Here is a 13480-nt window from a genome sequence, read left to right as displayed (position 1 = left end):
CCTCCCGGCGCGGGAAAACGTCCGCGCGGCGGTCCCGAAGCACCGCCGCGCAGACGTGTCACGACCCCGAAGCACACCCCGCGAGGACCCTCACCGGGAGGGGCCTCGCCCGAAGGTCACCACAGGCGGGTGAAGTAGACGGCCACGTTCTCGTCGCCCTGCTGGACGGTCGTCCAGGCGGAGCGGTCGACCTGGGCGGTGTTGCTCTGGTTCGAGGCACCGCGCCCGACCGCGTTCTGCTGCGTGGTGGACGAGTTGCCGTTGTTGTTGTGGCCGACTCCGCTGCCGATGACCCCCGCCACACCGGTGTTGGCGCTCGATCCGTTGTCCGCGAGGGCGCCGTTGTCGGCGGCCGCCACGCCACCGAAGAGGGCGGCTGCGAGCGGGACCGCGGCGACAGCGGCGAGAACGCGGGCGGTACGGATGCTTGCCATGTGTTCCTCCAGAACCAAGCACTCGGGCCCTAGGGCCGGGAGCACGTGAACTACGGCTTGCGTCAGGGCGGTTGGCCGACCGCTCCGACTGTCGTGGACGACGTCGCGAGATCAGGGTTGCCCAGCGGATCCAGGGCGAACCACCCAGGAAGGCATGATTCGCACGCAAGCGTGATGACAAGTCGATAAACCCTTATCGGCATGCTTCCTCTCCTCGACCCCGGGAGTGGCCAAGCGGTATCTTCCGCCTCTCAAGCGACACAACGGATGAATCGTTCCGCCATATTTCCGGCCATATTCCTCGCACTCGGCGCGTCACTGCGGCCCCCTCTTTCCTTTTTCGAACGTACGTACGAACATGGAGCCATGGCCACCACCGACCGGCAGGCCACGACGCTGGCCCTCGCACACGCGCTGTCAGCCGCCGAACGCGGCCTGGCCGTCATCCCCCTGTCCCGGACGAAGCTCCCGGCCCTGCGCTCCCCCCACCGCCCCGACCCTGCCGGACCGCGGTGCCACGGTGAGTGCGGCCGCTTCGGGCACGGCGTGTACGACGCCTCCACCGACCCGGCCCGCATCCGCGAAATGTTCGCCGCCGCGCCCTGGGCCACCGGTTACGGCATCGCCTGCGGACTGCCGCCGTACCATCTGATCGGTGTCGACCTGGACACCAAGTCCGGCACGAATTCCTCGACCGCGCTGCGCGAACTCGCCCTGCGGCACCTGTTCACCATTCCGGAGACGGTCGTCGTCCGCACCCCGAGCGGCGGACGGCACCTGTGGCTCACCGGCCCGCCGGACGTCGTCGTAACTCCGCCGGCCGGCTCGCCCCCGGCATCGACATCCGCGGCGCCGGTGGCTACCTCGTCGGCCCCGGCTCCCGCACCGACCACGGCGTGTACACGACCGCGCCCGGCACCACGCACCTGACCCCCGCCGTCTGCCCGCCGTCCCTCCTGCGCCTGCTCACGCCCCCGCCCCGGCCCGCGCACCCGGACCCGCCCGCCCCCGGCGACCACGGCCGCGGCCTGGTCCAGTTCGTGCTCTGCGCACACGAGGGGCAGCGCAACACCCGCCTCTTCTGGGCGGCCTGCCGCGCCTACGAGAACGGCATCGGCCCCGCCCTGGCCGACCCCCTCACCGAGGCCGCCCTCAACACCGGCCTCTCGGAACGCGAAGCCCGCGCGACCATCGCCTCGGCGGCACGGATGACGGGGCACCGGCCGTGACGGCGGGCTCGACGCCCCGGCACACGGAAGGGGCGCCCCCTGGGGAGGCACCCCGGCACGACATCCGCGGCGGGTGTGGGATCCGGACCCGCCGTGACGCGCGCCACGACGGTCTTCCAGACCTCTCGGCGATCACGACCGCCGACCGCCGAGCCGCGGGTGAGAGGCGCGCCGACACCCCCCGCGGAGCCGGCACCGTCGTGCCCGCCGCGTCCTTCCCGTGCCCGATCGATCGCGAACCAGTGGGGAACCGCCGTTGGTGACGGGCGAGGCGCATGACAGCGGCCCCCGACCAACCTGCTGGTCGGGGGCCGTTCACCTGCGCGGTGGGTGTGGCCAGGCAAAACGGCCCGGACCAATCATGGTCCGGGCCGTTTTGAAGGACCGGTAGACGTTCCCAGGCTCGACCGGCCGGCCGTTCCGCGTGGCGAAGACGTAGCCGTGAAGACGCCGACACCACGGACGGAAGGCCTGGCGGGCAGTCGTGAGCCGGACGGCACGTTGCTCGGACCACGTGGATGCCCGCGCCTCATGCAGTGCCGGGAAGGACGAGATCGATGTCCAGCCGTGGCGGAAGCCCGGTCAGGTTCCGCCTGCACCTGGAAGGTTCCGGTCCGCCGTACGCGCGAAAACCGCTGCACTGTACGAGGGACAACGGGCTTCCGCCGTGAGCACCGCATGAAGATCAGGGAACACCGGCAGCGCTCTCACAGCGTCACCGGCATCGACACCGGCGGCGCTCCCGATCGGGGATCCCGAAGGAGTCACATGCCCATCTTCACCCGCAAGTCCTCTGCGCTCATGGCGCAGGCCCTGTGCGCCGGAGCACTCGCTACGGTCGTCGCCACCGCCGCTCCCGCGTCGGCACACACGTTCGTCCCGTGCAGCGAAAGGGCCCTGCACAGGGCGATCGACGAGGCCAACGATCAGGGAGGCGGAGACCTGACCCTGGCGCCAGGGTGCACCTACACGCTGACCTTTCCACTGCAGGACATCGCCGCCACGGTCACCATCGACGCCCGGCACAGCACCATCACCCGCTCGTCCTCGCAGCGCTTCGGCATCCTCGCCGTCGCCCCCGGCGGCGACCTCACCCTCCAGGATGCCACCGTCACCAACGGTGACGCGCCCGACTTCGGCGGCGGCATCGCCAACCGCGGCAAACTGACCGTCATCGACAGCATCATCCAGGACAACCACGCCAACTTCTCGGGAGGAATCGGCGGAGGATCGAGGACCACCACTCGGATCCAAGGCACCTCCATCATGCGCAACACCGCCAACGTCAACGGCGGTGGTGTTGCGAACGACGGCAACATGACCATCGTTCTCAGCCGCATCGTCGACAACACCGCCAACAACGCCGCCGTGAACGGCGTCGGAGGCGGCGTAGCCAACGACGGCACACTGCAGATCTCCAGGTCCAACATCAACGAGAACCGAGCCTACCGGGCGGGAGGCGTCGCCAACATCGGCGGAGGCAGCACCTCCATCACCGACAGCAACGTCAACAACAACGTGGCGGACGTCGCTCCCGGCGGTGTCCTCAACACCGGCGGCACCGTCACCCTGACCAACAGCCGGGTCAATGGCAACATGCCCACCAACTGCGCCGGCAGCGACATTCCGATCCCGGGCTGCACAGGCTGACCGGACCGATGCCCCGATGACGGCCCGGTCGGCGCGCGAGCTCTTCGACAGTAAGGGCTGCGGCCGACGGCAGCCTGTGCGTAGCTGACCGGGGTCGTGTCCCGCGAGGTGATGTAGGGGATCAAGTGCTACGCATTCCGCTTCGAGGCCCATGGCGATCTACCTGGAGGCCGCAGCCAACGAAGCGTCCCGGTACGGCGAGTTGGACACCCGATCGAGCGGCGACAACGCCCCTGGCCTGCGGATTCCGGTGTCTTGATCCCCACACCACCTGGCGGGACGCCATCCTGACCGGCCAAGCGCGGCGTCCGGATAGAGCCGCACTGTCGCGCGTATTGGCTTGACGGCACTTTTTGACGGCAACACCCGCGCACACTGCCGTATCCGGAGAACCAGTCCCGGACCACGTAGGGCAGGCGGAGAGAGCCGGAGCCCTAATCAGTAGATCAGCCGGATGAACTCCTAATGCGGTGCTCTGAAGGGGCCCAGGAGCGCCGAATTCAGGTGCGGTAGCTGTCATCATCATGTGATGGCAGGCGAGCAGCTACCGGCAGGGTGGACTCTGGAGGAGATCCGCGACGTCTCCGGAGATCGGGACTCCGTAGCTCTCGACACCGATCGCGTCGTGACGTGGGTGGGCCGTCCGGGAGGAGACGAACGGCTCCATCCTGAGATCGTCCTTGGGTTCCACGGGCTGTGTCTGGTGAAGCCGGTCAACGATGAGGACTGGTACATGGGCAGTCTGAACGGCGATGGCAGTGTCGACTGCTGGAGCGCCTACGGCGACCTCTACGAGGCGCTTCGCGGTCTGTAGACCCGATGGCATCGCTCAGATCAGCAACGGCGAGGCCCGTCTCGGCTTCCGTCTCATTCAGCCCCGTTCACGGCCGTTCAGGCGAGACCCCAGGCCGTCCTCACAGAGGCCGCCAGCCGACCATGAACGCAGGTGAACGCCGCTGCACGTGGCCCCGCGAGCCACCAACAGACTTGGAGAGCGTGTTGGGGGCAACCCCTCACGAGTTCGCATCTCGTATCCTCCGCCATTGCTCTCACCGGGCAATACGTAGAAGGGCCCCACCGTGAGGTGGGGCCCTTCTACGTTGTCCGTCTCAGTTTCCCGCTCAGTCGGCCTTTTCCTCAGGGGCGGGCGGTGTCCAGAGGGCCGCTCCCCCGGGCTCCCTGGGATCCGTGCCCCCCACGTGCCCCAACGAGCGGGTAACCACGGGGAACACCGGTCAGCCGCAGGGAACAGACATGAGAACGGCCCCCGACCGTGTCACCTGGTCAGAGGCCGTTCTACCTGCGCGGTGGGTGTGGGATTTGAACCCACGGTGACTCGCGCCACGACGGTTTTCAAGACCGTTCCCTTAGGCCGCTCGGGCAACCCACCTCGTCCCCGTCCCACCTGGGACGGAGCGGGTACAGCGTACCGGGATCGGAGGACCGGCGGGCGGTGTGGTCCGCGCCGGGCTCCGCGAGCCGGTACGGGACGCGCGGGCGGCCTCGGACGACCCGGGCGCCCGCTCGACGAGCCCCGGGAACCGCGCGAGAGGCGCCCGTACGCGTGTGTGCGGACCGTCAGTTGTCGCCGACACGGGAGCCCAGCGTCAGCTGGGTCGTGTGCTCCTGGCCGCCGCGCTTGTAGGTGATCGTGACCTTGTCGCCGGGCTTGTGGGTCCAGATCTCGCCGATCAGGGTCGGGCCACTGTCGATGACCATGTCGTCCAGCTTCGTGATGACGTCACCGGGCTTGAGGCCCGCCTTGTCGGCCGGGCCTCCCGCCTCGACCGCGGCGGAACCGGCCGCTCCCTGGTCGGTGATCTTCGCGCCGCCGCTGGAGTCCTCGAGCGATACGGAGGCGCCGATCTTGGCGTAGACCGGCTTGCCGGTCTTGATCAGCTGCTGGGCGACGTACTTGGCCTGGTTGATCGGGATGGCGAAGCCCAGGCCGATCGAGCCGGACTGGCCGGAGCCGAAGCCGCCGCTGCTGGTCGACTGGATCGCCGAGTTGATGCCGATGACCGCGCCGGAGGCGTCCAGCAGCGGGCCGCCGGAGTTGCCCGGGTTGATCGAGGCGTCGGTCTGCAGGGCGCTCATGTAGGACGCCTTGCTGGTGGCGCTGCCGTCGCTGGAGGCCACCGGACGGTTCTTGGCACTGATGATGCCGGTCGTCACCGTGTTGGACAGGCCGAAGGGGGCGCCGATGGCGATCGTCTCGTCGCCGACGGCCACCTTGTCGGAATCGCCGAGGGGGAGCGGCTTCAGGTCCGACGGGGGGTTCTTGAGCTTGATGACCGCGACGTCATAGCCCTGGGCGTGGCCGACGACCTCGGCGTCGTACTTGCGGCCGTTGGGGAACGTGGCCGTGAGCTTGCCGCCGTCGAGGGCGTCCGCGACGACGTGGTTGTTGGTGATGATGTGGCCCTGGGTGTCGAAGACGAAGCCCGTGCCGGTGCCGCCGTCGCCGTTGTTGCCCTGGGCCTCGATGGTGACCGTGCTGGGCAGCGCCCTGGCGGCCACGCCGGCGATCGTGCCGGGCGCGCGCTTGACCTGGGCGGCGCCGCTGTCGGAGGCGGAGACGGTGGTGGAGCCGTTGCTGTCGTTGTTCTTGGCCAGGGTGTAGCCGAGTCCGCCGCCCAGGCCGCCCGCGACCAGAGCGGCCACCAGGACCGCGGCGACCAGACCGCCGCGTCCGCCGCGCGGCTTGGGGGCGGGCTGCTGGTACGACGCTCCCCAGCCACCGGCGCCGCCGGCGCCGCCCGCACCGTCCGCGCCGAAGCCGCCGGCCGGGCCGCCGCCGTAGGCCTGGCCCTCGCCGTACGGCGGGTGCGCCGGAGGCGGGGGCGGCCAGGAGCCGTCGGGGGCCGGGGCGGAGGCGTGCGGAGAGGAGGGCCCGCCCGGCTGGGGCTCGGAGGCGTCCGGAGCGTTCTGCGGTACGGGCGGGAGAGGCGCCGTCGGCTCGCTTCCCCCGGCGGCGTGGCTCTGCGAAGAGGCGGCGGGAGAGTCCACCGGCACGGGAGGTGCGGACGGGGCCTTGGGTACCTCGTTGCCCTCGTTCTCGGTGCTCACAGCTCTTCTCCTCGGTCCACGGCTGTTGTTCTCGGTCGCACTCGGTCACGCTCGGCAGCTGTGCACGGTGCAGTGGCCGTTCGTCACTGCTCCGTTTGTATGCAGTCAGCTTTTCCCACGGGCCGTCAGAGCACCATAAGCGGTGGCTGTGGGTCCATGGCCATTCTTTACATAGGGCTTTTAGGGCAAAAGTTACATAAACGGCTACTCGGTATGCCCGAGGCGCACCACGTGCCCCCGGACGGTGGCACCATGACGCGGTGACCCACGCATCACTGCGCTCCATCCAGGTCGTCGCCCACCGGGGCGCCTCCGAAGACGCGCCCGAGCACACCCTGGCCGCCTACAAGAAGGCCATCGAGGACGGCGCCGACGCCCTCGAGTGCGACGTACGGCTGACCGCCGACGGCCATCTGGTCTGCGTCCACGACCGGCGGGTCAACCGTACGTCCAACGGCCGCGGCGCTGTCTCCGCGCTGGAGCTGGCCGATCTCGCCGCCCTGGACTTCGGCTCCTGGAAGACGCGCGACAGCTGGCGCGGACGCGACGAGGAGCCGGACTGGGTGTCCCGGCCGGAGGACCCCACGGACACCTCCGTGCTCACCCTGGAGCGGCTGCTGGAGCTGGTCGCGGACGCAGGGCGGCGGGTGGAGCTGGCCATCGAGACGAAGCACCCCACGCGCTGGGCCGGCCAGGTCGAGGAGCGGCTGCTGACGCTGCTGAAGCGGTTCGGACTGGACGCACCCGCCTCCGCCGTCGAGTCCCAGGTGCGGATCATGAGCTTCTCCGCGCGTTCGCTGCACCGGGTGCGTGCCGCCGCGCCGACACTGCCGACCGTCTATCTGGTGCAGTTCCTCACACCGCGGCTGCGCGACGGACGGCTGCCCGCGGGTGTGCGGATCGCGGGCCCCTCGATCCGCACCCTGCGCAACCATCCCGCCTATGCGGATCGGCTGAAACGCGCCGGTCACCGGGTGCATGTGTGGACCGTGAACGAGCCCGAGGACGTCGATCTGTGCGTGGAGCTCGGCGTCGACGCCATCATCACCAACCGGCCGCGCGCCGTGCTGGGGCAGCTGGGACGGGTGTGACCCGCCGTGTGATCTCAAGAGGCCGGTAAAGAAGCCGTGCGCGGGCCTTGACCCGGCTGTGCCGCTGCTGAATCCTCCACATCGGCCACACCACTGAAATCCAGCCATACGACGACCAGAGGAAAGGCCTTCGTCACAGGGAGTGCTCCGGCGCGTTCGCTCCGTACAGGGCCGTTGCGAATGCGTCACCGGAAGGGGATTGGCCGGTTTCCGGTACAGGCCAATGGGGCATCCACACCGTGGCGTGGGGCAAAGGAGGTCTCGGGGGTGGCGTTGGTGGTGGCACAGGAGGTGCCCACGTCGTCGAGCATGGCCGTTCCCCATGGCCCTGCGGGCGTGGGGATGGCGAGGCACCGAATGCGTTCGCAGTTGCGCAGCGGTGGCGTGTCCGAATCGGTCATCGACGATGCCGTACTGATCCTTTCCGAACTTCTGAGCAATGCCTGCAAGCACGGGCGGCCCCTGGGCGACGCGATGGCCGGCGACGGCGACGTGCGCGCCGCGTGGCGGGTCGACGCGCGGGGCCGGCTCATCGTCGAGGTGACGGACGGCGGCGGTCCCACCCGTCCGGCACCGGCCACGCCGTCGGTGACCGCGCACGGCGGCCGGGGGCTGAACATCATCACCGCGCTCGCCGACGACTGGGGCGTCCGCGACGACGTCCACGGCGAGGTGACGGTCTGGGTGGTCGTGCACGAGGACGTCCACGATCCCGACGCGCGGTGCCGACGGGACGGTTTCGCTACGCGCGTCACCTCCCCCGCACTCCCGGACATGCCCGACCTGGACTTCGCGGACGTGTTCGAGGAACTCGACTGACCGGGGGACAGGGCCGAAGGAGCCGACCGTGAGCCTGATCCGGCGGTCGTACGGGCGAGTGGGAACGCGCCGGTGGATGCGACGAAGGGCGTGGATCCACGGCGCGGACGGACCGCGGTTCTCCGCAGGTTCACACCGACGGAGTCGAGCGGGCGTGCGTTGTCCACAGGTTCCCGACGGTCAAGGTCTGAACGGCTAGGCTCCCGCCCGTACAGGAAAAGCCGTAACCGGGAGATCCCATCATGGCCAAGAAGCGACCCCAGACGAAGGCCGAGCGGCCGCAGCTCAGCGATGCGGAGATCCCGGTGGTCGGCGCCCGCGAGCCCTGCCCTTGCGGCAGCGGCCGGCGCTACAAGGCGTGCCACGGCCGGGCCGCGGCGCACGCGGTCACCGAGCTGGTGCATCGCCCGTTCGAGGGGCTGCCCGGTGAGTGCGACTGGGTGGCCCTGCGCGAGCTGGTGCCGGCCGCGACGGCCGAGCTGCGCCTGAAGGACGGCCTGCCCGAGGGTGTTCCCTCGGTCACTCTGGCCACGGTGCTGCCGATGGCCTGGCCCGCACTGCGCCGCGACGACGGCTCGGTCCTGCTCGGCCTGCAGAACGACACGGCCTCCGGCGACCTCAGCCGCGACCTCGCCGACACCCTCCAGCGCGCCCTGAAGGCCGAGCCCGGCACCCCGGTGCAGGGCCGCCGCGCCCCGGCCGACGGTCCGCGGCTGCAGGATGTGCTCGACCTCTCCGTGCCCCTCGAGCCGGTCGTGCAGAGCGGCTTCGAGTTCTGGGTGCCGGACGTGGAGAACGCCACGCCCGAGGTGACCGCCTCCCTGGCGCGGGCCAACGACGCCGCCATCCCGACGGCGCGGCTGACGGGCGTGGACGCCGCCTACTGGTGCGAGACCCCGGAGAAGAACCACCTGCGCTGGGTGATGCCGCATCCCGAGGAGCAGCTTCTGGACGCTCTCGCGCGGCTGCACGCGGCGGGCCGTTCCCACCTGGGTGAGGGCACCCGGCTCGTGGGCTCCTTCCGTGCTCACGGCCTCACCGTGCCCGTCTGGGACCTGCCGAGCGGCGTCACGGCGGACGACGTGGAGAAGCCGGCCGCCGAGTTCGCCGAGCGGCTCGCCGCCGCCCTGGCCGTCACCGAGCCGCTCACCGTGGACGAGCGCCGGGCCCGCGGTGGGCTGACCAACCGGCAGGTCACGCTCAGCTGACGCCGCCGCGCGCGCCCGGCGACTGAACGGTCGGTGAGGCGCGCGCACGGCCGCCGCACGGGGTGACTCCTGTCACAACTCCGCTTGACGACGGGAAAATCGTTGGCCGAATGACCGACGCGGAATTTGCGAACCGCCGATCTCTTGTTACCGTTCCAGTAGCCCGGTTGCTGGTGCATCCCCCGTCGCCAGCAACCGGGTCTTTCCATGTCCGCGCCCGTGCACGGGGCGGCGCGGATCGTCAACTCCCTTAGGCTGAACCGGTGTTGCCGTCTGCGTCGGCCGTGTCGCTGCCCGAGCGCAGCAGCAGCGCACCGTCCCTCCCGTGCGCGGAGAACTCGGTGACGGCCGTGTAGGCGTCCATGCCGCCCCGGCTGCGCTCATGCGGTGTCTCGCAGGTGGCGGGCTCGTCGTCGGTGCTCGTGACACAGCTCATCTGCACGCTGCGGTCGTCCGGCCCCATCAGGCTGAGCGCGGAGTCCAGCGACTCGCCGGTGGAGTTGCGGTAGTAGGTGCGGGCCCAGGTGTCGGTGCCCCGGGTCAGCACACACGTCTGCGCCTCGATGCCGGCGGGGGAGGTGAGCTGGGGACCGCAGCGCGTGACGGTGGCCAGACCGATCCCGAGCAGCCGGAGACCTGCGTCGAGCGAGGGCGCCCGGGTCTCCCCGGCCCCGGTGGTGCCCCGGGAATCGGCGGCACCCTCCGAGCCGGCGGCACTCCCGGTCCAGGCGCCGCCCTCGGAACCGGCGGCATGCTCGTCTCCGGAGGCGCCGGGCCGCCCCGGGGGCCGTTCGGCGCCCGCGGCTTTCCCGTCCACCGCCTGCCGGGCCGCCCTGCCCACCGGGCCCGCTGAGGCCACGGCCAGCGGCAGCACGACCGCGGCCGTCACGGCGGCGGCGAGCGCGATCAGCCGCAGGTTCCGGGGATCCCGTCCCCACGACAGCGCCGGCCACCACACCGACGGCCACACCTGCGCCGCCCGCGCCCCGTGCCGGGGCGACCGGATACCGTGCCGGCCGGTAGCCCGGCGGGCGCGGCCTCGGACGGGCTCCTCGGATCCCCCGCGCCCGCACCCTCTCGAAGCCCACCCAAGGACCCCACGGCCATGGCCCCAAGAAGGCCTCCCGGAGTTCCGACGGCCGTGTCCCCCGTGCCCCCCAGACATTCGCAGCATGTGCGGAAGATAACGAGCGAGCGGGGCTCGCCCGCCCCGCCCGCGCCCGACACCCCTACAACTCGGGCGCGCTCACACCCGTACGAGTGAGGGCGTCGACCACGGCGTCCACCACAGCCTCCACGTCGGGCACCCAGGGCGCGGCCGAGCCGGGCAGCGGGGCCCGCTCCCAGCGGACGGCGCCCTCGCCGGTCTCGGACGGGGGCAGGGCGAGGTAGCCGCCCTCGCCGTGGAAGCGCAGGGAGCCGGGGACGAAGTCCTTGGCGTAGAGGAGTTCGCCCAACTGCTCCATGGAGTAGGGCCGTACGAGCAGGGCCCAGCGGGTCGGGGAGGCGATCACCGGGCCGAGGCGCATGCCCCGCCGGTCGAGCAGGGCGAGCGCGCGGGAGGCGGCGAGCGCCGGCAGGCTGACCGCGCAGGGCGCCTTGCCCCCGGTGGCCAGGACGATGGGCGCGCTCGGCCGGTTGGTCCACCACCAGCGCACCATGCGCGCGTCGGCCGTGGCCGCCAGCAGGCCGGGATCGAAGGGGTGCGCACCGGGCACCGTGCACTCCGGATCGGGGCAACCGCACCGGGCCCGGCCCTGCGGGTCCGGGGCCACGCCCGGGAGCAGGGGCCACTGCCACTCGGTCGCGAAGGTCAGAGCCGCACCGATCAGCTCGGCCTTCCCGTCGTTCCGTCCGGGCTTCCCGTCGTTCCGCCTGGACAGGAGCCTGCGTCGCCTTCCGAGGATCTCGCGCATGAGCGCTCGTTCCTTTCCGTTGCACCGCTGGCAACACCGTGGTCCACATCACATCATGTGTCGATCACTTCACTGTGCGTACCTGTTGGCGCATCACACCCCTGCGCACGACAGGGGGAACCCCAAGGGGTCGAGCACGGGCCGCGTCCGCCTCCGTGGGTGTCTGGCAAAAGCACGGTCGCGGCGCGGGGGTGGCGAAGTCTGGCGTTTTGCCGTCGCGCGTGGTTCTCTCCGCCTCCGCCAGGGAGGATGGGGCTCGGCCGTCGGTGGCTATGACGCCCGGGTCCGTCGCCAGGTTCCGGGTGGTCCCCAACCACCCCTGGCCTTCTCCGAGTACGTACCCATCACGACCGCTGTGACGCTCCGTGGAGCAAGGCCAGTCGACCGCAATGGACCGATACCTGGTGCAGTTTTCAGCCAACTTGGCGGTAAGGCAAGGGGTTCGGGGAGAAACCTCGTCAGGCCCATGGACACCAGGAATCCCCGCAGGACAATGCTGGACATCTCCTCACGAGTGCGTGTACATGTGGAGACACTGCTAGCGGCGCAGAATGACATGGGGGTTTGCGATGCTTTTCAGCAATACGCACCGGTCTGAAGGCCGGGCACCATGAACGCCCCGCACCCTCCGAAAGTGGCTGGAATCGACCCACCGGTTCCGCCACCCGCACACACTGTCGCGCCCGCTCCCCCCGCCCCCGGCTCCGGTCCCTCCCCCGACCCCGCGCTCGTCCCGGCCCCGAACACCCCCGCTCCCGGCGCCCTCCTCCAGGACCGGCTGGCCGGCTGGGTCTCGGACCTCACGACCCTCCACGAACTCACCGAGCGCCTGTCCCGCACGAACGCCCTGGATCCCGCCCTCCACGAACTGCTGCGCGCCGGAGCCGCCCTGGTCGGCGCCCGCCGCGGCCTCGCCGTCCTGGAACCGGGCGACGGACTCGGTCCCCGCACCACCCTCGGCCTGGGCCTCGGCCGCGCCGATCTCGGCCACATCGAGACCGTCCCGCACGGCGCGCTGCCGTACGACACCGGAGCGGCCGCCGAGGTCCTCCACCCCGATCTGCTCGCCGAGGACGGCCTCGACCCCCGGCACCGGCAGGTCGCCGCCCGTCTCGGCTACGCCGCCAGCTACGCGCTTCCCCTCGTCACCGACTCCGCCGGCCGCCTCGGCTCCGTCGTCTGGCTCTACGACGAACCGGCCGAACCGAACGAGCGGCAACGCCACCTCGCCGGCCTCTATGTCCGGCACGCCACCGAGCACCTCGCCCGGCTGGTGGAGGTGGAGCGCGGGCGCGCGCGTGCGGCGACCATCGCCGAGGAGCTGCTGCCCACCCGGCTGCCCCGCGTCCCCGGCGTCCAGCTCGCCGCCCGGCACCGCACCGGCCCGCGCGGCGGCGGCGACTGGTACGACGCGCTGTCGCTCCCGGACGCCGCGCTCGGCCTCTCCGTCGGCTCGGTCACCGGCTCGGGCCCGAGCGCCGTGGCCGCGATGGGCCGGCTGCGCGCCTCCCTGCGCGCGTACGCCGTGATGGAGGGCGAGGACCCGGTCGCCGTCCTGTCCGACCTGGAGCTGCTGCTGCGGCTGACCGAGCCCGCCCGCTCGGCCACCGCGCTGTTCGCCTACTGCGAGCCGGCCCTGCGCAAGATCACGCTGGCCGGCGCCGGCCACAGCCCGCCGCTGCTGATCGGCGAGCGGCGCACCGAGTTCGCCGAGACCTCCGTCTCCGCGCCGCTCGGCATGCTCGCCTGCTGGGAGGCGCCCAGCGTGGAGATCCAGGCCGAAGCCGGAGAGACGGTTCTGCTCTACACCGACGGGCTGCTGCACCGTACCGGCGAGGCCGTGGACCGTGCGTTCGCCCGGCTGCGCACGGCCGCCGCGAGCGTCCCGCGCGCGCTGCGCCAGGACCCCGGCGCCGTCGCCGACCACGTCCTGCGCACGGTCCTCCCCGACGGCCTGGACGCGGCCGACAGCGAGGAGGACGTGGTGCTGCTGGCGGCCCGCTTCGACTGAGTGCCCGGCTTGCATGAGGGGGCATAACAGGGCATCCGGCCCCGGCCGCACCC

11 protein-coding genes, 1 tRNA gene and 1 pseudogene are annotated in these 13480 nt (G+C 71.2%); 8 read left to right on the top strand and 5 right to left on the bottom strand.

The window, feature by feature from the left end; translation table 11 throughout:
* Window positions 1-116 precede the first annotated feature (116 nt).
* Window positions 117-434 (bottom strand): hypothetical protein, encoded by a 318-nt coding sequence (locus AC5WRT_RS06790; RefSeq protein WP_496092115.1) that lies wholly within the window; start codon window positions 432-434, stop codon window positions 117-119.
* A 201-nt stretch (window positions 435-635) separates the two neighbouring features.
* Here AC5WRT_RS06790 and AC5WRT_RS06785 point away from each other — a divergent pair.
* The 4 genes and pseudogenes from AC5WRT_RS06785 to AC5WRT_RS06770 form a co-directional block, all read left to right on the top strand.
* Window positions 636-1321: pseudogene (locus tag AC5WRT_RS06785) on the top strand (bifunctional DNA primase/polymerase); the annotation flags it as partial.
* 9 nt (window positions 1322-1330) lie between these two features.
* A complete protein-coding gene (locus AC5WRT_RS06780) occupies window positions 1331-1663 on the top strand; it encodes a primase alpha helix C-terminal domain-containing protein (protein ID WP_496092338.1) in 333 nt (110 codons plus the stop codon).
* Window positions 1664-2431: 768 nt separating this feature from the next.
* On the top strand, window positions 2432-3313 hold the full coding sequence (locus AC5WRT_RS06775) for a hypothetical protein (protein ID WP_496092116.1): 882 nt from the start codon (window positions 2432-2434) through the stop codon (window positions 3311-3313).
* A 529-nt stretch (window positions 3314-3842) separates the two neighbouring features.
* Window positions 3843-4127 carry a hypothetical protein gene (locus AC5WRT_RS06770; RefSeq protein ID WP_496092117.1) on the top strand — a complete coding sequence of 95 codons (285 nt, stop codon included), beginning with the start codon at window positions 3843-3845 and terminating at the stop codon, window positions 4125-4127.
* Between the two features lie 491 nt (window positions 4128-4618).
* On the opposite strand, the gene AC5WRT_RS06765 is transcribed toward AC5WRT_RS06770, so the two are convergent.
* Together AC5WRT_RS06765 and AC5WRT_RS06760 are read right to left on the bottom strand one after the other, a co-directional pair.
* Window positions 4619-4703: transfer RNA gene (locus tag AC5WRT_RS06765), tRNA-Ser, on the bottom strand.
* A 188-nt stretch (window positions 4704-4891) separates the two neighbouring features.
* On the bottom strand, window positions 4892-6382 hold the full coding sequence (locus AC5WRT_RS06760) for a S1C family serine protease (RefSeq protein WP_496092118.1): 1491 nt from the start codon (window positions 6380-6382) through the stop codon (window positions 4892-4894).
* 260 nt (window positions 6383-6642) lie between these two features.
* Between AC5WRT_RS06760 and AC5WRT_RS06755 the strand changes: the two genes are divergently transcribed.
* The 3 genes from AC5WRT_RS06755 (at window position 6643) to AC5WRT_RS06745 (ending at window position 9500) form a co-directional block, all read left to right on the top strand.
* Window positions 6643-7473 (top strand): glycerophosphodiester phosphodiesterase, encoded by an 831-nt coding sequence (locus AC5WRT_RS06755; protein ID WP_496092119.1) that lies wholly within the window; start codon window positions 6643-6645, stop codon window positions 7471-7473.
* Window positions 7474-7653: 180 nt separating this feature from the next.
* Window positions 7654-8292, top strand: a complete 639-nt coding sequence (locus AC5WRT_RS06750) for an ATP-binding protein (RefSeq protein WP_496092120.1) — start codon at window positions 7654-7656, stop codon at window positions 8290-8292.
* Between the two features lie 242 nt (window positions 8293-8534).
* Window positions 8535-9500 (top strand): DUF5926 family protein, encoded by a 966-nt coding sequence (locus AC5WRT_RS06745; protein ID WP_496092121.1) that lies wholly within the window; start codon window positions 8535-8537, stop codon window positions 9498-9500.
* Between the two features lie 250 nt (window positions 9501-9750).
* Here the strand turns inward: AC5WRT_RS06745 and AC5WRT_RS06740 are convergent, their stop codons facing one another.
* Window positions 9751-10458 (bottom strand): hypothetical protein, encoded by a 708-nt coding sequence (locus AC5WRT_RS06740; RefSeq protein ID WP_496092122.1) that lies wholly within the window; start codon window positions 10456-10458, stop codon window positions 9751-9753.
* 271 nt (window positions 10459-10729) lie between these two features.
* Entirely contained in the window at window positions 10730-11416 is a 687-nt protein-coding gene (locus tag AC5WRT_RS06735) for a bifunctional DNA primase/polymerase (RefSeq protein WP_496092123.1), read from the bottom strand.
* A 610-nt stretch (window positions 11417-12026) separates the two neighbouring features.
* On the opposite strand from AC5WRT_RS06735, the gene AC5WRT_RS06730 reads away from it, so the two are divergent.
* Window positions 12027-13427: a PP2C family protein-serine/threonine phosphatase gene (locus tag AC5WRT_RS06730; RefSeq protein WP_496100010.1), complete on the top strand. Its 1401-nt coding sequence runs from the start codon at window positions 12027-12029 to the stop codon at window positions 13425-13427.
* Window positions 13428-13480: the final 53 nt, after the last annotated feature.

Source organism: Streptomyces sp. NTD91, assembly GCF_059510455.1.
The sequence above is the reverse complement of the archived record's forward strand: the minus strand, read 5'-3'. Positions and strand labels throughout refer to the sequence as shown.